This window comes from Pseudonocardia sediminis (assembly GCF_004217185.1).
In the GTDB taxonomy this organism is placed as follows: domain Bacteria; phylum Actinomycetota; class Actinomycetes; order Mycobacteriales; family Pseudonocardiaceae; genus Pseudonocardia; species Pseudonocardia sediminis.
Genome location: NZ_SHKL01000001.1, coordinates 5,992,046 through 6,013,858, shown reverse-complemented (window position 1 = coordinate 6,013,858; position 21,813 = coordinate 5,992,046). Strand labels below are relative to the sequence as shown.

The following is a 21,813-nucleotide window of genomic DNA, read 5'->3' as shown; positions in this document are numbered from 1 at the left end:
GCAGTTGCGCTCGGGCACGGTCGGGCACAACGCGTTCCGGAACGGGTTCAGTCGAGCGCGGTACCCCACAGCGCCAGGTCGGCGGATGCCCGCGACCGGACCCGGTGCGTCATGGCGACGATCGCCGGGCCCTCGTCCGCGCACTGCGGGCACGGATGCCACGCCATGCCGCCCCGTCCGTCCGGGACCGGCGCGAACGGCAGCGACGTACCCCGGTGGTGCCAGACCTGCTGGCAGGACGGGTCGCTGCAGCGGTAGGACGGCGGTGCCGTCGGCTCGTCCCACGTCATGGCGATCGTCTCCTCGGGTCCGCCGGCCACCTAGTCACACTGTAACTACTGACCGGGCGTCCCGTCAGGGACGCGACCGCTCCCGGCCCGGTACGAACGGAGGTTCGGAATGACGCGGTCGCCGATGTCGTTCCCGCATTCGGGACGGACGGAACGGAAGGCGTACGAGCATGAGCAAGACATGGTTCATCACCGGGGCCTCGCGGGGCTTCGGACGCGAGTGGACGATCGCCGCGCTGGAGCGCGGTGACTCGGTCGCCGCGACCGCACGGGACGCGGCGACCCTCGACGACCTGGCCGAGAAGTACGGCGAGCGCGTGCTGGCCGTCGAGCTCGACGTCACCGACCGGGACGGCGTGTTCGCCGCGGTCGCCCGCGCGCACGAGCGGTTCGGCCGGCTCGACGTGATCGTCAACAACGCCGGCTACGGGCAGTTCGGCCTGGTCGAGGAGCTCAGCGAGGCCGACGTCCGGGACCAGATCGAGACGAACCTGTTCGGCGCGCTGTGGGTCACCCAGGCCGCGCTGCCGTTCCTGCGCGAGCAGGGGTCCGGGCACATCCTGCAGGTCTCGTCGATCGGCGGGATCAGCGCGTTCCCGAACGTCGGGATCTACCACGCGTCGAAGTGGGCACTGGAGGGGATCAGCCAGTCGCTGGCCCAGGAGGTCGCCGGGTTCGGCATCCACGTGACGCTGATCGAGCCGGCCGGGTACTCGACGGACTGGGCCGGTTCGTCGGCCCGGCACTCCACACCGATTCCGGCCTACGACGAGTTCCGCGAGGAGGCCCAGCGCCGGCGTGCGCAGCGCACGTCGACCCCGGGCGACCCGGCGGCGAGCTCGGCGGCGGTGTTCAAGGTCGTCGACGCGGAGACCCCGCCGCTGCGGATCTTCTTCGGCGACGGCCCGCTCGCCATCGCGACGAAGGACTACGAGTCCCGCCTCGCGACGTGGCGGGAGTGGGAGCCGGTGTCGATCGAGGCGCACGGCACGAAGTAACAGCTCCGACGACGACGGCCCGCGGTTCGGCTGGACCGCGGGGCCGCGCCTCGTTCTCGGCCGACGCTCGAACGCAAGTCCGGGAGACCCGGAGCAGTCCGGGCGGGACCGCCTGCGTGTCCCGGTCGCAGATGCCGCACGGATCCGCGTGCCCCGTTCGGCCGGGCGTAGCAATCTCACGGCGGGGCGTGTTTCGGGCGGCGGTAACCCTCCGTACGGGGTACCCATGGGGCATGGAACTGCGCGGGTACTGCGAGGTGACACTCCTCGACATCGGTGGGAAGGAGCTCCTCGACGACGCTCGTGCGGAGGCCACGACGTTCGCGGACCTCTACCACCCGTGGGACGGCGTCGGCGTGCCACCGACCGCCCGGCTGGAGGCCTGGTGGTACGTGATGGGGGCGCGGGTGCAGAAGGCGCTCTCCGAACGCGACATCCCCGACCGCTGCGGGTGCCAGGTCGAGGACACGGGCTGACCGGGCGTCAGGACCCCTCGCGCACCGGGAGCTCCACGCAGTCCGCGGCACACGACCCGTCGGCCGGTGCGGGTGCCTCCGGGGCCGGCCGGTGCAGCACCGCTCGCTCGGGGACGACCACCACCTCGTCGCCGCGCACGCTCGCGTTGCCGTCGACGATCAGCGAGTACCCGCCGGCGTCGCGCGGCGGCCACAGCAGCGTGACGGCGTCGTCGCCCTCGATGTTGCGACGGCTGCTGCGGCCCACCTCGGAGACGCGCAACGCGCCGTCGACGGCCGTGACGCCCACCGCCACGACGTGCGGGCGCGGTGAGGTCCCCAGCGTGAGCAGGTAGGCGAACGCGAAGCCCTCCATCGTCTCGGCGATCGAGCCCGTCTCCACCTTGATGCTCATCCGGCCAACCTACGGCCGGCAGCCCGCCGCGGACCACGGTCCGGCGCCGTGGCGGCGGCCGCCGGGTCGGCGCATGATCGTTCCCAGTCGCCGCACCCGGATCCGGAGGACACCGTGACCGCACCACCGCCCCGTCCGCCGTTCGACGCCGAGCTGGAGGCCGCGCTCGGCGAGGTGCACCGGGTCGTCCCGCCCGGAATCACCCCGGACATGGTCGAGCAGGTCCGGCGGGCCCGCGACGAGTCCTCGCCGTCGTTGGGCGAGATCGTGGCGGGGCGTCCGATCGACGTCTCCGAGCACGTCGCACCCGGTCCGGACGGGGACGTGCCGGTGTCGGTGGTCCGCCCGCGTGACCAGGTCCGTGGCGCGCCGGTCGTCTACTGGTGCCACGGCGGCGGGATGTTCATGGGTGACCGAGCCACCGGCGGGGAGCAGTTCTGCGACTGGGTGGAGCAGCTCGGGGTGGTCGTGGTCAGCGTGGAGTACCGGCTCGCGCCGGAGCACCCGGACCCGGCGCCGGTCGAGGACTGCTACGCCGGACTGGTCTGGACCGCCGGGCACGCCGCGGAGTTCGGGGCCGACGCGTCGTCGCTGGTCGTGGGCGGTGCGAGCGCCGGCGGAGGGCTGGCGGCCGGGGTGGCGCTGCTCGCCCGCGACCGCGGCGGTCCGGCGATCGCCGGGCAGCTGCTCGTCTACCCCATGCTCGACGACCGGAACGACACCGCGTCGGTGGCGCAGTTCGAGGGCGTCGGGGTGTGGGACCGGGTCAGCAACGAGACCGGGTGGGGCGCGCTGCTCGGCGAGCGGCGGGGCACCGCCGACGTCTCCTCGTACGCGGCACCGGCCCGCGCGCAGGACCTGACCGGGCTCCCGCCCGCCTACGTCGACGTCGCGTCCACCGAGACGTTCCGCGACGAGGACGTCGCCTACGCCACCGCCCTGTGGAACGCCGGGGTGCAGGCCGAGCTGCACGTCTGGCCGGGCGGCTTCCACGGGTTCGACGGCTTCGTCCCCGGCGCGGACCTGTCCCGGCGGGCCCGCGCCGCGCGGGTGGCCTGGCTGACACGGCTGCTGGGCCTGTAGGTCCGGTTGCCCCACGGCGCCCGGGGGTAAGACGGAGGACGTGGAGTACACGAAGCTCGGAACCACCGGAATGGACGTCTCCCGGATCTGCCTCGGCGCCATGAGCTACGGCGTGCCGAACCGCGGAGGGCATCCCTGGTCGCTCGACTACGACGACGCCCTGCCGTTCTTCCGCCAGGCCGTCGAGGGCGGGATCAACTTCTTCGACACCGCCGACATCTACTCCGACGGCACCAGCGAGGAGATCACCGGACGCGCGCTGCGCGAGCTCACCGACCGGGACGAGGTCGTCATCGCGACGAAGGTGTTCATGCCGCTGAAGAAGGGCCCGAACCGCGGCGGGCTGTCCCGCAAGGCGATCATGCAGGGGATCGACAACAGCCTGCGACGCCTGGGCGTCGACCACGTCGACCTCTACCAGATCCACCGCTGGGACTACGACACACCGATCGAGGAGACGCTCGAGGCGCTGCACGACGTCGTCAAGGCGGGCAAGGCGCGCTACCTCGGGGCGTCGTCGATGTGGTCGTGGCAGTTCGCGCAGGCGCTGGCCCTGCAGGAGCACCACGGCTGGTCGCGGTTCGTCACGATGCAGAACCACTACAACCTGCTCTACCGCGAGGAGGAGCGGGAGATGCTGCCGTTGTGCGCCGACGCCGGCATCGGGTCGATCCCGTGGAGCCCGCTCGCCCGCGGCCGCCTGACCCGTGACTGGGACACCTCGACCGCCCGCGCCGAGACCGACGACTTCGGCAAGACCCTCTACCGGGACACCGACCGCCGGATCGTCGACGCCGTCGCCGAGATCGCCGGCAAGCGCGGCGTGACCCGTGCCCAGGTGGCGTTGTCCTGGGTCGCGAACCGGCCAGCGGTGAGCGCACCGATCGTCGGGGCGACGAAGGAGAAGCACCTCGCCGAGGCGCTCGGGGCGCTCGACGTCGACCTGGACGAGTCCGAGAACGCCGCGCTGGAGGAGCACTACGTGACCCGGGAGCCCGTCGGGCACACGTGATCGCCGCAACACCGGGATCTTGATCGAGATTCGGTCCGCATGTGCGTGGGTAGGCATGTGTGCACGGGAATCGATCCGGAAGGACCCGAGAACATGAGCACGATGCGCGCGATCCAGGTGGCGAAGGCCGGCGGAGACCTCGAGCTGGTCGAGCGGGAGGTCCCGCAGCCCGGATCCGGCGAGGTCCGGATCCGGGTGAAGGCCTGCGGCGTCTGCCACAGCGACATGTGGGCCAAGGAGGGCGCGCTGCCGATCACGCCGTACCCGATCATCCCCGGTCACGAGATCGCCGGGACGATCGACGAGGTCGGCGACGGCGTGTTCGGCTCCTGGAAGGCCGGTGACGAGGTCGGGGTCGGCTGGTTCGGTGGGGCCTGTTACCACTGCGAGCGCTGTCGTCGTGGTGACTTCATCACCTGCGAGAACGGGAAGATCCCCGGCATCTCCTTCGACGGCGGCTACGCCGACTACGTCGTCGTCCCCGCGGACGCGCTGGCCCGGATGCCCGCGGGCCTGTCCGCGGCCGAGGCGGCGCCGCTCCTGTGCGCGGGCGTGACCACGTTCCACGCGCTGCGCGAGAGCCCGGCCCGCCCGGGAGACCGCGTCGCCGTGCTGGGCGTCGGCGGTCTCGGGCACCTCGGGATCCAGTTCGCCGCGAAGATGGGCATGGAGGTCGTCGCGATCTCCCGCGGCACCGACAAGGCGGACCTGGCCAAGCAGCTCGGCGCCCACCACCACATCGACAGCGAGGCCGTCGACGCCGGGCAGGCCCTCGCCGAGCTGGGCGGCGCGACCGTCATCCTGGCCACCGCCACCAGCGGTGCGGCAGCGAGCGCGCTGCTCCCGGGCCTGGCCGGGCGCGGGCAGATGATCGTCGTCGGCGCGGCGGAGGACCCGCTGGAGGTACCGGCCACGGCGCTGATCATGCCGGCGGCCGGGGTCTCCGGGCACCCGTCGGGCACGTCGCAGGACTCCGAGGACACCCTGCGGTTCTCCGACCTGACCGGCGTCCGCCCGATGATCGAGACGATGCCGCTGGAGAAGGCCGCCGAGGCCTACGACCGGATGATGGCCAACGACGCCCGCTTCCGGATGGTGCTCACCACCGAGTGAGCGGTCAGCGCCGGACGCTGACGTGCACGTGGTCGAAGTGGCCGCCCGTGGCGTCGGCCGGGTCGTAGACCCCGCCGCCGTTGTACGGGCGGCCCCAGCCGTCGGTGTCGCCGGTGCCGCGGTACCAGATCCGGCCCTGCCAGATCACGTACCGGACGCCCAGGTCGGAGGCGTTGTCGCGGAGCCAGTTCGCGACGGCCCAGCCGTTCGCGAGTTCCTCCCCCTCGGGGAAGGTGCCGGACCGGGTCGGGAAGAAGTCGCAGGCCCGCCCGGCCGGGTGGTCGCTGCTCGGGTTCCAGGCGTGCTCGGACCAGCAGGTGGCCGCCCGGACCGGCGCGTTCCGGCCGGGCTCGCCGAACTCGGCCAGGGTGCGGTCGTAGACGGCGCGCGCGGTCGGGGTGAGGCAGCCGGACGTCGTCGGGTCGTCGACGGTGCACGCCTCGGGCGGGCGCGGGCTCAGGGCGTCGGAGATCGAGAAGCCCCGCGAGTCCGCGACGACGGCGACGACCCCGGCCAGCACCGCGAGCGCCAGCAGCACACCGAGGACGGGCAGGGCTCTCGTGCGCACGCGCTCCACGTCCGTTTCGCCGGGATCAGGACCCGATCAACGTACGGCGACGGCAGGGCGTTCCCGCCGGCGCGTCACACCCCGCGCGGCAGCCACTCCCGCCGCGACGCACCGCGCGCGACCAGCACCGGGTCGTAGTGTCCCGGCGTCGCCGACATCTCCACCTGGTCGGTGACGCCCTGGTAGGCGCCCAGCGCGGTGTCCGCGGTGAACGTCTCCGGGTCGAGGTAGCGGTGCTCCTCGGCCGAACCGGCGGTCGCGTGCGCCCACTCCTTGTCGAAGATCCCGAGCGAGAGGATCCACAGCGCGACCCGGGTCAGGGAGACGTGCACGTGGTACGAGCCGCCCTCGACGGCCCGTCGCCGCAGCGCCGCCACGACCCCGGCCTGGGCCAGCCACGGGACGATGTAGTCGTTCACGACCATGATCGGGGGCAGCCGCGGCTTCTCCTCCGAGCCCTCCAGCAGCATCATCCCGGTCACCGACCCGGCCGACTGGTCGAAACCGGGGCGCTGCGCCCACGGACCGGACCGCCCGTGCAGCGACACCGAGACGTACACCAGGCCGGGGCGCTCGGCGGCGGCCTCGGCGGGGGTCAGGCCGATCTCGGACAGGAACGCGGGACGGCGGTTGTGGAAGAACAGGTCCGTGCCCTGCAGCAGCTCGGTCAGGGCGGCACGGTCGCGGCGCGGGTCCAGCCACGACGAGCGCATCCCGACGTTCGCCGAGGCGTAGGTCGTCTCGTGCTCGGTCTCGCCGGGGCGCCACAGGTTCAGCACGTCCGCGCCGTGCAGGGCGAACGACCGCCCGAACCCGGCGCCGGCGATCACGTGCCCCATACCCAGCGCCCGCAGCCCGGAGAACGGCTGCGCACCGGCGTCGGGCAGGGGCTCGGGCGCCGAGTCCCCGATCCGCGTGACCTCGATCAGGGGCAGGTCGGCGAGCACGTCGCGGTACTGACGGGTCTCCAGCATCTCCGGCAGCGTGCGCAGCATCGGCATCACCACGCCGGCGTCGGCGGCGGCGTCCTCCAGCTCGGAGGCCTTCCAGCCGGCGATCGCCTCGGTGACCGCGGGCTTCGTCAGCGGCACGCCGAGCAGGTCCTGGGCGCGTTGCCGCAGGCCCGGGTACATGTTCTGCGGCATCACCCAGCGGCCGTCGGCGCAGCGGAAGAACGTGAACGCCATCGCGTTGCCGGTCTCGACCGTCGAGGTGACGGGATAGTCGCCGAGCCGTTCCCAGGTGCGGTCGTAGAACGGGCACAGCCGGTGCGGTGCGCGCCGCAGGTCGATGCCGACGTCCTGGCCGGGCCCGCCGCGGTCGCGGTGCAGCGCCGCCGCGGCGACCGACTTGACCGCCAGCCCCAGCGCGGCCGCCCCGCCGACCCGGATCGTGCTCGGGACGATCGGGTCCGCGCCGGTGAACTCCACGCGTCCGCCCGCGTCGGCGGCGGAGAGCCCGACGCCGCCCAGGACGGTCTCCAGCTCGGCGTGCGGGTCGAACCCGTCCGCGGTGTGCGCCGGGGACTCCGCGGCGCGGCGGAGACGGTCGGTCAGCGGGTTCACGTGTGCCTCTTCTCTTCCCGGGCCGGTCGGACCGGATCGTGCGGGGCGGGACGGGTATCGATCGTGCCCCCGGGCGGCCGACCCGGCACGATGGCGCCGTGATCGAAGACGCCCGGCTCCCGCCGGAGGGACACGGCCCCTCCGGGGATGCGACGCGCCGGCTCCCCGACGTCGAACGACGGCGGCGCGCGGCCGCCAGCCTGCGACGGCTGCTGCCCGGGCTGCGCCGCGACGCCGAGGCCGCACTCGGCGGGACGGACGCGGTGGCGTTCGTCGCCCGCGTCGAGCGCTCCTACCCCGACGTCCACCTCCCGCTGGACGCGCTCTACGGCCGGGGTTCCGGCGTCGACGCCCTGACCCGGCGGCTGCTGCGCGTCGCCCTGGACGCCGCGGCGGCGCGCCCGCCGGAGCTGCGCGCGCTCGACCGTCGCCGGGAGGTCGACCCGCGCTGGTACCAGGACCCGCGGATGGTCGGCTACGTCGCCTACACCGACCGGTTCGCCGGGACCCTGGCCGGGGTCACCGGCCGGCTGGACCACCTCGCCGAGCTCGGCGTCACCTACCTGCACCTGATGCCGCTGCTGAAGCCCCGCGAGGGCGAGAACGACGGCGGGTACGCCGTCGCCGACCACGACGCCGTCGACCCGCGCCTGGGCACGATGGCCGACCTGGAGCACCTGGCCGGCGAGCTGCGCGCCCGCGGGATGAGCCTGTGCGTGGACCTGGTCCTCAACCACACCGCGGCCGAGCACCCGTGGGCGCGCGGCTGGCTGGCCGGCGACCCCCGCTACGCCGGCTTCTACACCGCGTTCGCCGACCGGGAGATGCCCGACGCCTACGAGGCGACCACCCCGGACGTGTTCCCGGACCGGGCGCCCGGGTCGTTCACGTGGGTCCCGCGGGCCCGCGGCGGCGCGGGCGGCTGGGTCCGGACGACGTTCTGGGACTACCAGTGGGATCTCGACTACTCCAACCCCGAGGTGTTCGCCGCGATGCTGGGCACCGTCCTGCGCCTGGCCGGGCACGGGGTGGAGATCCTGCGCTGCGACGCCGTGCCGTTCCTCGGCAAGCGTCTCGGGACCAACGGCCAGAACCAGCCCGAGGTGCACGACCTGCTCCAGGCCCTGCACGCGCTCACCACGGTCGCGGCCCCGGCGACGGTGCTCAAGGCCGAGGCGATCGTCGCGCCCGAGGACCTGGTGCCCTACCTCGGCGGGCACGACCGCTACCGCCCCGAGTGCGAGCTGGCCTACCACAACCAGCTGATGGTCCTGCTCTGGTCGAGCCTGGCCACGAGGGACGCGCGCCTGGCCACGACCGCGCTGCGGCGGATGGCTCCGGTGCCGGCGGAGGCGTCCTGGGCGACCTACGTGCGCTGCCACGACGACATCGGCTGGGCGGTGAGCGACACCGACGCCGGGGCCGTCGGCTGGGACGGGCCGTCGCACCGCCGCTTCCTCAACGACTTCTACTCCGGGCGCTTCCCCGGCTCGTTCGCGCAGGGTGCGCTGTTCCAGGAGAACCCGGAGACCGGCGACGCCCGGATCTCCGGCAGCGCCGCGTCGCTCTGCGGGATCTCCGACGCCGTCGACCGCGGCGACGCCGGCGCGCTGGAGGCCGGGATCCGGCGGCTGCTGCTCCTGCACGCGGTGGTCTACGGCTACGGCGGTGTGCCGCTGCTCTACTCCGGCGACGAGCTGGCGCTGCGCAACGATGTGTCCTACCTCGACGACCCCGCCCTGGCCGACGACAACCGCTGGATGCACCGGCCGTGGTTCGACGACCGGCCCTTCGCCCGTCGTCGTGATCCGTCGACGGTGGAGGGACGGCTGTTCGCCCGCCTCCGCGAGTTCGCCGCCGTCCGGGCCGAGCAGCTCGCCCTGCACGCCGGGGCGCCGACCGACGTGCTCGAGACCGACGACCCGGCCGTGCTGGTCTGGCGACGACGGCACCCGCGCAGCGGGACGTTCGTCGGCCTGGCCAACCTCTCCGACCGCCCCGCGTCGGTGGACGCGGGGCTGGTCGCAGGGCTGGACACGGTCCTGTCCTTGGACGGCCCGGTCCCGGTGCACGACGGTCGCGCGCACCTGCCGGCGCTCGGCTTCGCCTGGCTCGCCGAGCCCTGACCGGACCGTCCGCGGGCGGTCAGGGGTAGGTGATCAGCGGCTTCACCACGCCGTCGGACTTCGAGCTCATCGTCTCGAACGCCGCCTCGACGTCACCGATGGCGAACCGGTGGGTGGTCATCGGAGTCGGGTCGACCTTGTTGGTGTCGAGCAGGCGCATCAGCCGCGACATCCGCTCCCGGCCGCCCGGGCAGAGGTCGGTGACGATCTTCTTCCCGGACATGCCGAGCCCGAACGCGTCGAGCGGGATGGACAGGGTCGGGCCCTCGACGCCGTGGTAGCCCAGGTTGGAGATCGTGCCGCCGGCCTTCGTCGAGCGCAGGCAGCCCTCCCAGGTGTCGGGGTGCCCGAGCGCCTCGATCGCGCCGTCGACGCCGCCGTGGGTGATGTCCATGATCTGCTCGGCGACGTTGCCGTCGGCCGGGTCGATGACGATGTCCGCGCCGAACTGCTTGGCCAGCGCCGCTCGGCCCGGGATGCCCTCGACGGCGATGATCAGGCCCGCGCCGCAGAGCTTGGCGCCCATCGTGGCCGAGAGACCGACGGCGCCCTGGGCGAACACGGCCGCCGTCCCGCCGATCGGGATGTTCGCGTTCTCCGCCCCGATGAAGCCGGTGGAGAGCATGTCGCAGGCGTAGACGGCGACCTCGTCGGCCAGGCCCTCCGGGATCGGGGCGAGGTTGTAGTCGGCGTCGTTGACGTGGAAGTACTCGGCGAGGTTGCCGTCCTTCTGGATGGTGAACCGGTAGCCGCCCAGCGGCCCGCCGCACTGCGAGGTGTAGCCCTGCTGACAGGCGTCACAGGTGCCGTCCGGGGTGACGGCGTTGACCGCGACCCGGTCGCCGACCTTGCAGGTCGTCACGCCCTCGCCGACCTCGTGCACGATGCCGACGCTCTCGTGACCGAGCAGCCGCCCGTCGGGGACCGGCAGCGCGCCGGCCACGGTGTGCACGTCGGAGGTGCAGATCAGCGACGCCGTGGTGCGGACGACGGCCTCGCCCGGGCCCGCCCGGGGGATGTCCCGCTCGACCAGGCCGACCTCCCCGACTCGGAGAATGGCGAGGGCGCGCATCGTGTCGGGCATGGAGCACTCCTGTGGGGTGAGGCCGGGGCATCGTCGCCGCCGTGTGTGACCTGGACCACGATGCCCGGGGACGGTCCCCGGCGGCTTGTACGAACGTGCTCCCGCCTGGCACGTCCTTGCCGTGGGGTGTCCGACATGGATCGACCGCGCAGGTGGGGCCGCCGCGCGGCGCGGCGAATCATCGACGAACCCTTATGTGATCACGGTCACGTCTCGTACGGTGGGGCGACGGGTGTGGACGGGGAGGTGCGCGGTGCCGGACGACCACGTCGTGCCCGCGCGGGACCTCCCGCCCGACTACACCGTCGTGGCGCACCGCCGGGGACGGACATCGCTGCGCTGCCGGGTCGGCGGCCGCTGGCGGCAGGAGTCGCTCGGCCCGGGCGACGTGTCGCTGCTGACCCGCGACGCCGAACCGCTCTGGGACCGCCCGGCCGGCGTCGAGGTCGTGCAGGTCCCGCTCAGCCGCACGGCGCTGGCACGGGCCGGCCGGGAGATGTACGGCCGCGACGTCGCCGACATCGAGCTGCGCGACGTCATCCGGACCGAGGACCCGGCGATCCACCGCACCGCGCTGCTGATCGGCGACGAGACGGAGCTCGGCGCGACCGGCAGCGGTCTGATGGTCGAGGCCCTGTCGTCCCAGATCGCCGTGCACGTGCTGCGCCGACACGCCCGGGTGCGGCTGCGCGAGCCCGGTGGCACCGAGGCCCTGACGTTCGCCCAGGAACGCCGCGTCCGCGACCACGTGCACCGGAACCTGGACGCGTCGCTGACGCTCGACGAGCTGGCCGCCGTGGCCGGGATGAGCCGCTTCCGGTTCGCCCGCCGCTTCCGTCTGACCACCGGTACGACGCCGCACGAGTTCGTGCTGCAGGCCCGCGTCGGCCGGGCCCGCGTCCTCCTGGAACGGAGCGCCACCCCGCTGTTCGAGGTCGCCGCACGCTGCGGCTTCGCCGACCAGAGCCACCTGACCCGCGAGTTCCGCAAGCGCACCGGGACGACACCGGGCCGTTACCGGTCGGGCACCCGGTAGGCGCTGCAGATCGGCACGTTCGCTCCACCTGAAAGCTTTCGAGTAACTTGAAAGTCAGCTTGAAAGCTTGAAAGATGTGAGACGTGGATCCCCAGGACCTCGAACTCCTCCTGACCGGTCTCCGGCAGCTCGGCGGCGAGCCGACCGACGTCGAGGTCAAGAGAGCTGAGGGTGGTCTGCCGACCACCGTGGCGGAGACGGCCTCAGCATTCTCCAACGGCAACGGTGGACTGATCGTGCTCGGAGTCGACGAGCCGGGTGGATTCGTCGTCGTCGACGTGGGGGATCCGGTCAAGCTCCGCAATGACCTCGCATCCGCCTTGAGCGACCAGCTCGAGCCTCCCGTCCGGGCATCCGTCGAGATGGTGGACACCGGGAACGGAATCGTGGTGGTCGCCGAGATCGTCCCTCTGCCCTCCGACCTACGACCCTGTTTCGTCGTCAAGCGTGGCATCGCGAACGGGTCCTACGTCCGGACCGGCGACGGTGACCGGCGGATGACCCAGGCCGAGATCGGGCTGGCGATCGCGAACCGAGGGCAGCCGACCTACGACATCGAGCCGGTGACGGGCGCCGGTCTCGACGACCTGGACCCCGGCGCGGTCGGACGGATGCTGGAGCGAGCTCGATCGACCAGCCGGTCGTTGCGCGACGTCGGCGACGAGGTCGCACTGAGTCGGCTGCGGGTGATCGTGCGCGACGAGTCGGGTGAGTACGTACCGTCCCTCGGCGGCCTGCTCGCCCTGGGCGAGTTCCCCCAGAAGTTCTTCCCTCAGTTGATGGTCTCGTTGGTCGTCTACCCCGGTAGCGATGCGAATCGTCCCGGCGAGTCGCCCCGATTCCTGGACAACCCGGTCTTCCGGGGGTCGATTCCCGAACTCGTCAGCGAATCCGTTGCGGCGATCCGCCGCAACATCGCCGTCCGCGGGTTCGTCACCGAGGCTGGCCGGCAGGAACAGCTCGACTATCCGATGGAAGCGGTCCGCGAAGCAGTGGTGAATGCGCTGCTGCATCGTGACTACAGCCCGGTGACCCGAGGGACGCAGATTCTCATCGAGCTTCATCCGGACAGGTTGATCGTACGTAGTCCCGGCGACCTCTTCGGACCGGTCACGCTGGTGGACCTGGGCGAGGAGGGAGTGTCGTCGTCGAGGAACTCCTATTTGGCGCAGCTCCTCTCCGACACCTACATGCCCCGCAGCGACCGCCTTGTCGCCGAGAACCGGGCCTCCGGGATCCCGACGATGATCCGCGAGCTCCGGCGTTCGGGTCAGGCCCGGCCCCGCTTCGTCAACCCACCCGGTCGGTTCGAGGTCCGTCTCGCCCGTTCGGAGCTCATGGACCCGGACACCAGACGGTGGCTCGACGAGGTGCGACGACCCGGCTTCACCCAGCTGCACGATCTTGCGCTGGCACTGTTGGCGCACGGTCAGGACCTGAGCAACGCCGATCTCCGGGAGTACGGCGCCGATCGCGTCGAGGCGACGGGGGTTCTCGGGGACCTGGTCGCGACGGGTCTCGCCACCCGCACCGGCGGGCGTCGGTACGCGCGCTACCGGCTGGCCGGGCGGACCCGATCGGACGACGGCCTCTTTCCCGATCCACTCGATGCGGCGGACGAGGCGTCGACCTACGACGCGGTGGTCGCCGCGTTCCGACGGTCCGGACGTACGACGGCGGTCGACCTGGCCAGGGAGACACGCCGTTCTCGACCGACCGTGCTGAGTGTGGTCCGGCAACTGATGGAAGAAGGACTCGTCCGTGCGGACGGTGCTCCGACGAGCCCTCGTCGTGGTTACGTGTGGCAGGAGCCTCGGACAGCGGGGGACCGGGATCCGCGTCGCTGATCCGTGGCCGCGCCACCGTGCCTCGCGGCCCGACCTTCGGCACGATGGCCCCGACGGACGTCGAAGATCAGGAGGCGACATGGTGGCAGCGCGCGCGGTCGGAAACGGGAGCAGGGTCACGACGACCGGCCGGTACCTGCTGGTCCTGGGGGACGCCCTGTTGGGTGACGACGACTCCGCGGCCCGCAGTGCGGTGCAGGAGCTGACCGGGCTCTCGGAGGTGACCAGCACCCGCGACGCCGCGGGGCCGACCACCGCCGGAGGGGGCGCCCGGCCGACGCTGTTCTCCCGGCTGGGCATCGCCGTCGCCGACCTGACCTCGGAGCAGCTGCGCGCGGCACGCGCCGACCGGCGCCTGGTCGGGGTGGAGCCGGAGCGGGTGCAGTACGCGATCGGCAACCCGCTGTCCGAGGAGTACCTGCGCGGGTTCTCCGACGCCGCGCGGTTCCTGCACGAGCAGGCCGCGGGTGCGGGCGCCGGCACGGGGACGGTCGGCACCGCGCAGTTCGGCGACACCGACAAGGTGACCTGGGGTCTGCAGGCCACCGGCGCCGACCAGAGCCCGGAGACCGGCAAGGGGATCACCGTCGCGGTGCTCGACACCGGTCTCGACCTCACCCACCCCGACTTCGCCGGCCGCCAGATCGAGTCCCGCTCGTTCGTAGACGGGCAGCCGGTTCAGGACGTGCAGGGCCACGGCACGCACACCGCCGGCACCACCGCGGGCCCGCTCGCCCCCACCACCGGCCGCCGCTACGGCGTCGCGCACGAGGCCACCCTGATCATCGGCAAGGTCCTCGGCGACGACGGCTCCGGCACCGACGCCGGCATCCTGGAGGGCATCGACTGGGCCATCACCAGCGGCGCCCGGGTGATCTCGATGTCGCTGGGTTCGGACGTCAACGAGGTCTCGGCGGCCTACGAGAACGTCGGGCGCCGGGCGCTCGACGCCGGCTCGCTGATCGTCGCGGCGGCGGGCAACAACGCCGAGCGCAGCAAGGGCAACGCCGGCTTCGTCGGGATCCCGGCCAACAGCCCGTCGGTGATGGCGGTGGCCGCGGTGGACAGCGCGCTGGCGATCGCCGACTTCTCCGCCGCGAGCTCGGCCGTCGAGGGCGGCCAGATCGACATCGCCGGACCGGGCGTCGACGTCTACTCCAGCTGGCCGTCGCCGCAGAACACGAACACGATCTCCGGCACGTCCATGGCGACGCCGCACGTCGCGGGCATCGCCGCGCTGTGGTCGCAGCGCACCGGGGCGACCGGGCAGCAGCTCTGGGCCCAGCTCGTGCAGGCCGCGCAGCGGCTGCCGCTGCCGTCCGGCGACGTCGGGTCCGGGCTCGTCCGGGCACCCGGCGCCTGAGGGAGGGGAGGCACCGTGTCGGAGAAGGTGACGATCTCGGTCGCCGACGGCCACGTCGACCGGATCGACGAGGTCGTCGCCCGGCTCGAGGCGGCCGGCGTGCAGGTGGAGAACGTCCTGCGCGCCGTCGGCGTGATCACCGGGTCGTGCGAGGAGTCGGGCATGCAGGCCCTCGGCGTGCTCGACGGGGTCGGCTCCGTCGAGAAGGACCGCACGGTGCAGCTCCCGCCGCCCGACTCGGACGTGCAGTAGGTCAGTAGTTCGCGCAGGCCTCGCTCGTCGGGTCGGTCACGCAGATCGCCGGCGTGCCCGAGCCCGGCGACGAGCTGCTCAGCGACCCGAACGGCGAGGTCGAGAGCGTGTCGCGCAGCTGCACGTACCTGATCCCGCCGTAGACCACGAACGCCAGGAACACCAGGCTCGCCAGCGACACGAGGACGTAGGTGACGACGCGGAGCGCGGTCATCGCACCCGAGTCCCGCACGACCACGGTCGTCGCCGGGGCGGCGGGCGCGGACCGGGCTGCACGGGGCCCCACCAGGTCCCGGACGTGCGTCGGCCGCGGCTGGTCCGCGTCCTGCCGGGCGTCCGGCGACGGCTGCCGGGGCACCTGCGGGGCCGGGCGCGGCAGCCGCGGGTACGGCTCCCCGGCGTCGTACTGCCGGGCGGCATCCGGGCCCGCCTGGCTCGGTGCGGGGTCCGGGGACGGGCCGGCGTCGCGCTGGCGCGGGAACGGGGACGGCACGCGGCCGGCGGTCACCGGGCGGTCCGCGGGGTTGCCGTGACGGGGCGTCGGGATCTCCGACGCCGGGTCCCCGGACCCGTGCTCCTGCGGTGCGGACACGGCGGCGCCGGCGCCCGGCCCGGGGTCGGCGTCGCCGGCCTCCCGCCTGCGCTGCACGGTCGTCGGCCAGGGCTGCGGCTCGGTCACGGTCTGCCTCCGATCGGTCGGTGTGCGGGCCTCACACCCCTGACACCGGCCCCCGGACCTGCGGCGTTAGCGCGGACGGCCGGACTCCACCCGTCGTGGTGAACCTGCTTCCGCTCCCGCACCCGGACGTGTAGGTGGCGCCGTCACCGCGTGTAGATCCCGGTCGGGACGGCGTGATAGCCCTTCTCCCCGACGGCGCGGGCGAGCGGCGAGCGGGCGTCACCGGTCGTGGCGATCAGCTCCATCACCGCGTGCACGTCGTGGCGCGGGGTCCAGCCGAGGTCGGCGCGGGCCCGCTCGTTGACGTAGACGCGGTCCAGCGCCGGCAGCATCCGCCAGCCGCGCGCGTCGAGGAACCGCGCCAGCTCCGGCACCCGGCGCGCGACGACGGCCGGGGCGTCACGGCCGAGCTCGGCCAGGTCGTCGCGGGTGAACGGTGTGGTCGCGCTGACGACGTAGCGCCCGAACCCCAGCCCGGGGGCGCGCGTGGCGGCGAGCAGGTGCGCGTCGACGACGTCGGTGATCTCGACCCGGCGGTAGAGGTACTCGACGAGCTTGAGGTTCGTGTCCGGGTAGGCGTCGCGGACGTCGTCGCGGTCGTCGCCCTCGGGGAAGAACCGCGAGGTCCGCAGCACGACCACCGGCAGCCCGAGGTCGCGCGCGGTGAGCTCGCACAGGTCCTCGGCGGCGGTCTTGGTCGCGCCGTAGACGTTGCGGACGACCGGGGCCACGTCCTCGGTGATCCACGCCGCGGGCGCGCCGGCCGGGGGCGACAGGGCCCGGCCGAACGCGCTGGTGCTGCTCGTGAACACCAGGCTCGTCACCCCGGCCGCGGCGGAGGCCTCGAGCAGGGCGAGCGTCCCGCTCACGTTGACGTCGACGAACGCCTGCCGCGGGTGCGAGCCGACGTGCGGCTTGTGCAGCGTCGCGGTGTGCAGCACGTGCGTCACGCCGTCGAGCGCGCGCCGGACGACGCCGGGGTCGGTGACCGACCCGACCACCGACGTCCAGGGCGAGGGCAGCACGTCGAGGCCGACGACGTCGTCGCCGCGGCCGCGCAGCGTGCGCACCAGCGCCTCGCCGAGGTGTCCCGAGCTGCCCGTGACCAGGAATCTCTCCACGTCAGCAGACTCGACCACCTCGGCGGGGCCACGGGCAACCCGGTTCAGCTGAACCGCGTCGCTCACTCCGAGCCGAGCAGCTCCCGCAGCTCGGCGACCGCGCGGCGCAGCTCGGTGGCGAACGCGGTCATCTGCCCGGCGACGGCCTCCGGGGTGCTCAGGTGCACGTGCAGGCGGTCCGGGAGCAGCACGTAGGCGACGCCGATGCACTGCTCGCTGGTCGAGCCGAACCCGAAGTACCGGATGTGCGTCGACGGGGCCGAGCTGGTCGAGAGGTAGTCCGACCGCATGATCTGCCAGCCGGGGGAGTCGAACAGTGCCATCGGCTCGGTCACGCCGATGTCGGCGCCGCGACGCTCCTGGATCAGCTCCAGCTCCCACAGGTGCTGCTCGGGGGCGTCACCGGCCTGGCACTGCTTGGCCCGCGCACCGTGCGCGGCCGCGGCGGCCCGGAAGGCCTCCCGGCGGGCACCGGCGTCGGAGGAGGCGTCCTCCATCGCGTCGACGAACGCGACGACCTGGGGCGTCACCACCCGCATCGCCTCGGTGCGCCCGCCCCGGAACTGCCGGGTCGCGATCGACTCGTAGGTCGCCGCGGTCAGGCCGCGGGCCCGGCGGTGGGCGAGCTGGTAGGCCATCTGCACGAACGCGTCCGGCGAGCTGCCCAGCGATTTCGCCACCTCCGCGCCGAAGTCGTCGAACGTCAGCACGGTCGTCGCGGTCGCGGCCAGGAACGCGTCGAAGTCCTCGGCGGCGGCGCGGACGTCGGCGCGCAGCGCGTCGTCGAGCACGAACTTCACCGGCGTGACGGCCGGCTCGCCCTGGCTGCGCGCGCCGACCCGCTCGGCATGGGCGGAGACGGGCTCGCCGAGCATCGCGTCGACCAGGGTCAGGATCGTGGTGCCGTCGAGCAGGCAGTGCTCGACGTTGATCCCGGCGGTGCCGTCGGCGAGCACGACGAACGAGACGGCCTTGTCGAACCAGCGGTTGCCGCTGTCGCCGGCCAGCATCGCGCGGCAGATCTGCTGGTCGCGGTCGTCGCCTGAACCGGTGGGGGTGACGTCGTCGAGGTCGACGCAGAACAGCGCGCGCTCGATCAGGTCGATCGCGTCCGCGTTGGCCGGGTCGAGCGCGGCGAGCGCGGACCGGGACGCGGCCCACTCGGCGCGGGCCTTCGTGGTCAGGGAGCCGACCGACTCCTCGACCGGCGCCCGGTCGGTCGCCGCGGCCAGCACGGTGCGCATCCCGGCCGCGATCTCGTCGACGGTGTGCGGGTGCCCGTCGGCGCCGAGGACGTCCATCCGGTGGATCCGCCCGCGGGACAGCACCAGGATGTGGCGCTCGGTGGAGGGACCGGGCCACTCGTCGGAGTACGGCGTCCGGACGGTGTCCTGTGGCGCCCCGGGGATGCGGGTGGTGGAGAACAGGTGCCTGCTCTGCTCCATCGACTGCGGCGCGCCGCGGGCGAGCAGCGGCGGGAACGACTCGTCGTCGAGCTGTGCCTTGTGCCCGAGTGCGGCGACGGTCAGCTCCGCGGCACGGGTGGGCTGGTCGGAGTCCGAGTCCCCGAACAGGAAGAAGAAGTTCGCGTTGAGCGCGATCCGGTCCCGGCGGCCGAGGTAGCGGCGCGGCCAGAACTCGTCGAGCCAGCTCGCGACGTCGTCCCGTGCGGCGAAGCGCTCCAGGTCGGCGTGCAGCGCGCGGGCGGGGCCGTCCGGGGCGAGGAGCTCGTCGGTCGCGGCCCTCGTCGTGGCCAGCTGCTCGTCGGTCAGCAGCGGGGCGCACCACTCCAGGAACCGAGCGGCGCTGTTCTCGAGCGTCGGCAGCGGCACCTGCGGCAGGCGGTCGTCGTTGCCGAACGTGGCGGTGGAGACGTCGGTGTCGGTCACGGCGTCAGTCCATCAGCTCGTCGACGCGGACCGCACGCGGGCGGTCGTGCACGTCGGTCACCCGCCCGAACAGCTGCCGGGTGCGGTCGGGCGAACCGACGACCCCGGGCCGCTCGCTGAAGGAGAAGATCGCACTGTGCCGGTCGGTCGGCCCGGCGACCTCGGTGACCCGGTGCAGTGAGTACCGCCCGCGGAACAGCTGCAGGTCGCCGGGACGCAGGGCGATCCGCCGGATGAGGTGCTCGCCGCGACCGGCCAGCACGTCGGCGACGTCGTCGGGGTTCTCCGCTCCGGCGCTGCGGATGTCCGGGCAGTACTCGAAGACGCCCCCGGCCTCCGGGGCCTGGGTGAGCATGCTGATCGCGAACTCGTTGGTGTCGAAGTGCCAGGGGTGCGACCGCCCGTCGGTCACGACGTTGAGACACAGGCCCGCGAGCGGGTCGGCGAGCTCGTGCAGCTGCGCCAGCCCGAAGCAGTCGGCGAGGAAGGCCTGGAAGCCCGCGTCGCGGTAGAGACGGTGGATCGCCGCCGAGTCCGGGATGTGGTCGCGGGCGACGAACGCGTTGCCCCGCTCGAAGCGCACCCGCGCCGGGTGCCCGGGCGGGAGGGACTCGTCGACGGCCCCGGTGTTGTAGACGTTGACGGTGCGGGTCTCGACGAAGGCCCGCGGCGCGACGTCGCGGCCCTCGGTCCGTAGCCGGTCGAGCCAGGAGTCCCGGACGAACCCCGGCAGCACGGCACAGCCGTCGGCGGCGAGCGCGGTTCGGGCCCGCGCGACGGCCGCGGAGTACGTTTCGGCGCAACGATTTCCGAGTGGATAACGCTCGGTGTCCACGATGTCGGCCGGACCGAATTCCGGGTGCGATTCCTGCGAGAAATGTGCGGGGCTCTCGGTGTCCGTCACAGGCACGGTGCTCACCGCGCTCCTCTCCGGTCGGCGTCGTCGCTGCGTCATTCAAGCCGTACGGCGTCGCGGATGTCCATGCGTGCCAGCGTCTGTCCGGGCGGCCGGTCCCTCGCGGTGATCGGCGAGAGCGTCGATGCCGCAGCTCACGGCGGGTGGCCGTCGTTCCGTCCGGGGTCCGGCCCGGAGGCCTGCCCGGCTGCCCGGGTGGAGGGGACGGCCGTGCCCCGGCGTCGCCGACCTGTCCGTACCGCCGGGGCCACCGGGCCCGAGAAATGGGAACGGTGTCACGGATCGTCTGTCCGGGGAGCATTCTCGTTGCTCCGCACAATCGTGCATCGAAGAATTCAGGAATGCGGTTTTCACACGATCGGGTGACATCGTTGTCGGTGGCGTGTCGTTGGGCTCGGTAACGGGGGGCTCGCGCTTGCGGGCGTCCGTTGGGGCACGTCCGCCGACGTTTCCCCCGCCCCGGGGCGAGCCCGGGGTGACGGCACGGGCATGCGACGAGACACTGGAGACATACGTGTTCGAAGGATTCAACGAGACGTTCATCCGGGATGCGATCGACCGCAGCTCGGAGAACCCGATGGACCGCCGCCGCTTCCTCCGGGCGGCCGGTCTGACCGGTGTCGGTGTGGCCGGCCTGGGCGTCCTCGGCGGCGGGATCGCGCTCGCCGGTGACGAGGGCGACCACGGCAAGGGCGGCAGCGAGGCCGGCGGACCGTCCGACGCCGCCGTCCTCAACTTCGCGCTGAACCTCGAGTACCTCGAGGCCGAGTTCTACCTCCGCGCGCTGACCGGCGAGGGCCTCAAGGACAACCAGATCGACGGTGCGGGCACCCTCGGCGAGGTGACCGGCGGCTACAAGGTCAACTTCGAGACCAAGCTGGGCAAGCAGTACGCCGCCGAGATCGCGGGCGACGAGAACGCCCACGTCGACTTCCTGCGCAAGGCCCTGGGTGACGCCAAGGTCGCCCGCCCGGCCATCGACCTGCAGGACGCGTTCACCGCCGCCGCCACCGCGGCCGGTGTGATCAAGCAGGGCGAGACCTTCGACCCGTTCAAGGACGAGACCAGCTTCCTGCTGGGCGCCTTCATCTTCGAGGACGTCGGGGTCACCGCCTACAAGGGCGCCTCGCCGCTGATCGCGAACAAGACGTTCCTGGAGGCCGCGGCCGGCATCCTGGCCGTCGAGGCCTACCACGCCGGTCTCGTGCGCACCCTGCTGCTCGCCGGCGGCGCCGCGGACATCGCGAACAAGATCTCCGACGCGCGTGACTCGCTCGACGGCCCGGACGACCTGGACCAGGGCATCACCGACTCCGACGGCGACGCGAACATCGTGCCGGCCGACGCGAACTCGATCGCGTTCTCGCGTACCCCCGGTCAGGTGCTGAACATCGCGTACCTGAACCCGGCGCAGGTCACGAAGGGCGGCTTCTTCCCGGCGGGCGTGAACGGCGAGGTCAACACCTCCGACGCCAACGGCTGAGTCCCACCTCACGTCCGGCGCGGGCCGGTGTCCACACCAGCCCGCGCCGGATGGGACCCTGACCTCACGACCCCCGGGACCGACCCGGGGCACCTCGACCCGAGGAGATCCACATGGGAGCGATGAGCCCCACCCACTGGTTGATCGTGCTGGCCGTGCTGCTGCTGCTGTTCGGCGCCAAGAAGCTGCCCGACCTGGCCCGCTCCGTCGGCCAGTCCACGCGCGTCCTGAAGGGCGAGATGCGTGGGCTCAAGGAGGACGAGGAGGCCGCCAAGCCGGCCGTCGCCGCGCCCGCGCCCGTGGAGCAGTCCACTCCGGTGGAACAGCGCGGCGCAGTGCGCAACGACGCCGCCTGACTCCCCGATCGTCCGAAAAGCCGTCTTCACCTGCGGATACCTCATGATCGTGATGTGGGACGGCTCACGGAGAGCGAGTGATCGACAGGTGGAACGTCTCCCCTCAGGTGTGCGATTTTCTAGGTGGATGCAACACCGCATCGCACAGCGCAACGGGTGACC

General features: G+C 72.7%; 21 protein-coding genes. 12 read left to right on the top strand and 9 right to left on the bottom strand.

The window, feature by feature from the left end; all coding sequences use genetic code 11:
- Positions 1–47: 47 nt before the first annotated feature.
- A complete protein-coding gene (locus tag EV383_RS28065; protein ID WP_130292762.1) occupies positions 48–320 on the bottom strand; it encodes a hypothetical protein in 273 nt (90 codons plus the stop codon).
- Positions 321–460: 140 nt separating this feature from the next.
- Here EV383_RS28065 and EV383_RS28060 point away from each other — a divergent pair, with 140 nt between their 5' ends.
- Positions 461–1,288 (top strand): SDR family oxidoreductase, encoded by an 828-nt coding sequence (locus tag EV383_RS28060; RefSeq protein ID WP_130292760.1) that lies wholly within the window; start codon positions 461–463, stop codon positions 1,286–1,288.
- A 233-nt stretch (positions 1,289–1,521) separates the two neighbouring features.
- Positions 1,522–1,764, top strand: coding sequence for a hypothetical protein (locus EV383_RS28055; protein WP_130292758.1), 243 nt, complete (start codon positions 1,522–1,524; stop codon positions 1,762–1,764).
- A 7-nt stretch (positions 1,765–1,771) separates the two neighbouring features.
- Here the strand turns inward: EV383_RS28055 and EV383_RS28050 are convergent, their stop codons facing one another.
- Positions 1,772–2,158 (bottom strand): pyridoxamine 5'-phosphate oxidase family protein, encoded by a 387-nt coding sequence (locus tag EV383_RS28050; protein WP_130292756.1) that lies wholly within the window; start codon positions 2,156–2,158, stop codon positions 1,772–1,774.
- 114 nt (positions 2,159–2,272) lie between these two features.
- Between EV383_RS28050 and EV383_RS28045 the strand changes: the two genes are divergently transcribed.
- From EV383_RS28045 to EV383_RS28035, 3 genes are all read left to right on the top strand, one after another.
- Entirely contained in the window at positions 2,273–3,241 is a 969-nt protein-coding gene (locus tag EV383_RS28045; RefSeq protein ID WP_207223679.1) for an alpha/beta hydrolase, read from the top strand.
- A gap of 40 nt (positions 3,242–3,281) precedes the next feature.
- Complete coding sequence (locus EV383_RS28040) at positions 3,282–4,253, top strand: aldo/keto reductase (RefSeq protein WP_130292753.1); 972 nt, start codon at positions 3,282–3,284, stop codon at positions 4,251–4,253.
- 93 nt (positions 4,254–4,346) lie between these two features.
- Positions 4,347–5,366: an alcohol dehydrogenase gene (locus EV383_RS28035; protein ID WP_130292751.1), complete on the top strand. Its 1,020-nt coding sequence runs from the start codon at positions 4,347–4,349 to the stop codon at positions 5,364–5,366.
- 4 nt (positions 5,367–5,370) lie between these two features.
- Here the strand turns inward: EV383_RS28035 and EV383_RS28030 are convergent, their stop codons facing one another.
- Positions 5,371–5,934: a VldE C-terminal domain-containing protein gene (locus EV383_RS28030; protein ID WP_130292749.1), complete on the bottom strand. Its 564-nt coding sequence runs from the start codon at positions 5,932–5,934 to the stop codon at positions 5,371–5,373.
- A gap of 74 nt (positions 5,935–6,008) precedes the next feature.
- A complete protein-coding gene (locus EV383_RS28025) occupies positions 6,009–7,499 on the bottom strand; it encodes a CoA transferase (RefSeq protein WP_130292747.1) in 1,491 nt (496 codons plus the stop codon).
- A 98-nt stretch (positions 7,500–7,597) separates the two neighbouring features.
- Between EV383_RS28025 and EV383_RS28020 the strand changes: the two genes are divergently transcribed.
- Positions 7,598–9,625, top strand: coding sequence for an amylosucrase (locus tag EV383_RS28020; protein WP_207223678.1), 2,028 nt, complete (start codon positions 7,598–7,600; stop codon positions 9,623–9,625).
- A gap of 19 nt (positions 9,626–9,644) precedes the next feature.
- Here EV383_RS28020 and EV383_RS28015 read toward each other — a convergent pair whose 3' ends face one another.
- A complete protein-coding gene (locus EV383_RS28015; protein WP_130292745.1) occupies positions 9,645–10,709 on the bottom strand; it encodes a zinc-binding dehydrogenase in 1,065 nt (354 codons plus the stop codon).
- A 253-nt stretch (positions 10,710–10,962) separates the two neighbouring features.
- Between EV383_RS28015 and EV383_RS28010 the strand changes: the two genes are divergently transcribed.
- From EV383_RS28010 to EV383_RS27995, 4 genes are all read left to right on the top strand, one after another.
- Entirely contained in the window at positions 10,963–11,745 is a 783-nt protein-coding gene (locus EV383_RS28010) for an AraC family transcriptional regulator (RefSeq protein ID WP_130292743.1), read from the top strand.
- A gap of 83 nt (positions 11,746–11,828) precedes the next feature.
- Positions 11,829–13,592 (top strand): ATP-binding protein, encoded by a 1,764-nt coding sequence (locus tag EV383_RS28005; protein ID WP_130292741.1) that lies wholly within the window; start codon positions 11,829–11,831, stop codon positions 13,590–13,592.
- A 79-nt stretch (positions 13,593–13,671) separates the two neighbouring features.
- Positions 13,672–14,955 carry a S8 family serine peptidase gene (locus EV383_RS28000; protein ID WP_130292739.1) on the top strand — a complete coding sequence of 428 codons (1,284 nt, stop codon included), beginning with the start codon at positions 13,672–13,674 and terminating at the stop codon, positions 14,953–14,955.
- 15 nt (positions 14,956–14,970) lie between these two features.
- Entirely contained in the window at positions 14,971–15,207 is a 237-nt protein-coding gene (locus tag EV383_RS27995) for a ketohydroxyglutarate aldolase (RefSeq protein ID WP_130292737.1), read from the top strand.
- Between the two features lies 1 nt (position 15,208).
- On the opposite strand, the gene EV383_RS27990 is transcribed toward EV383_RS27995, so the two are convergent.
- From EV383_RS27990 to EV383_RS27975, 4 genes are all read right to left on the bottom strand, one after another.
- Positions 15,209–15,886, bottom strand: a complete 678-nt coding sequence (locus EV383_RS27990; RefSeq protein WP_130292735.1) for a hypothetical protein — start codon at positions 15,884–15,886, stop codon at positions 15,209–15,211.
- Positions 15,887–16,029: 143 nt separating this feature from the next.
- Positions 16,030–17,007 carry an NAD-dependent epimerase/dehydratase family protein gene (locus EV383_RS27985; RefSeq protein WP_130292733.1) on the bottom strand — a complete coding sequence of 326 codons (978 nt, stop codon included), beginning with the start codon at positions 17,005–17,007 and terminating at the stop codon, positions 16,030–16,032.
- Positions 17,008–17,069: 62 nt separating this feature from the next.
- Complete coding sequence (locus EV383_RS27980) at positions 17,070–18,896, bottom strand: choline/carnitine O-acyltransferase (RefSeq protein WP_130292731.1); 1,827 nt, start codon at positions 18,894–18,896, stop codon at positions 17,070–17,072.
- A 4-nt stretch (positions 18,897–18,900) separates the two neighbouring features.
- Positions 18,901–19,734 carry a HalD/BesD family halogenase gene (locus tag EV383_RS27975; protein WP_130295130.1) on the bottom strand — a complete coding sequence of 278 codons (834 nt, stop codon included), beginning with the start codon at positions 19,732–19,734 and terminating at the stop codon, positions 18,901–18,903.
- 655 nt (positions 19,735–20,389) lie between these two features.
- Between EV383_RS27975 and EV383_RS27970 the strand changes: the two genes are divergently transcribed.
- Positions 20,390–21,295, top strand: coding sequence for a ferritin-like domain-containing protein (locus EV383_RS27970; protein WP_130295128.1), 906 nt, complete (start codon positions 20,390–20,392; stop codon positions 21,293–21,295).
- A gap of 113 nt (positions 21,296–21,408) precedes the next feature.
- A complete protein-coding gene (tatA, locus tag EV383_RS27965; protein ID WP_130292729.1) occupies positions 21,409–21,651 on the top strand; it encodes a Sec-independent protein translocase subunit TatA in 243 nt (80 codons plus the stop codon).
- Positions 21,652–21,813 lie beyond the last annotated feature (162 nt).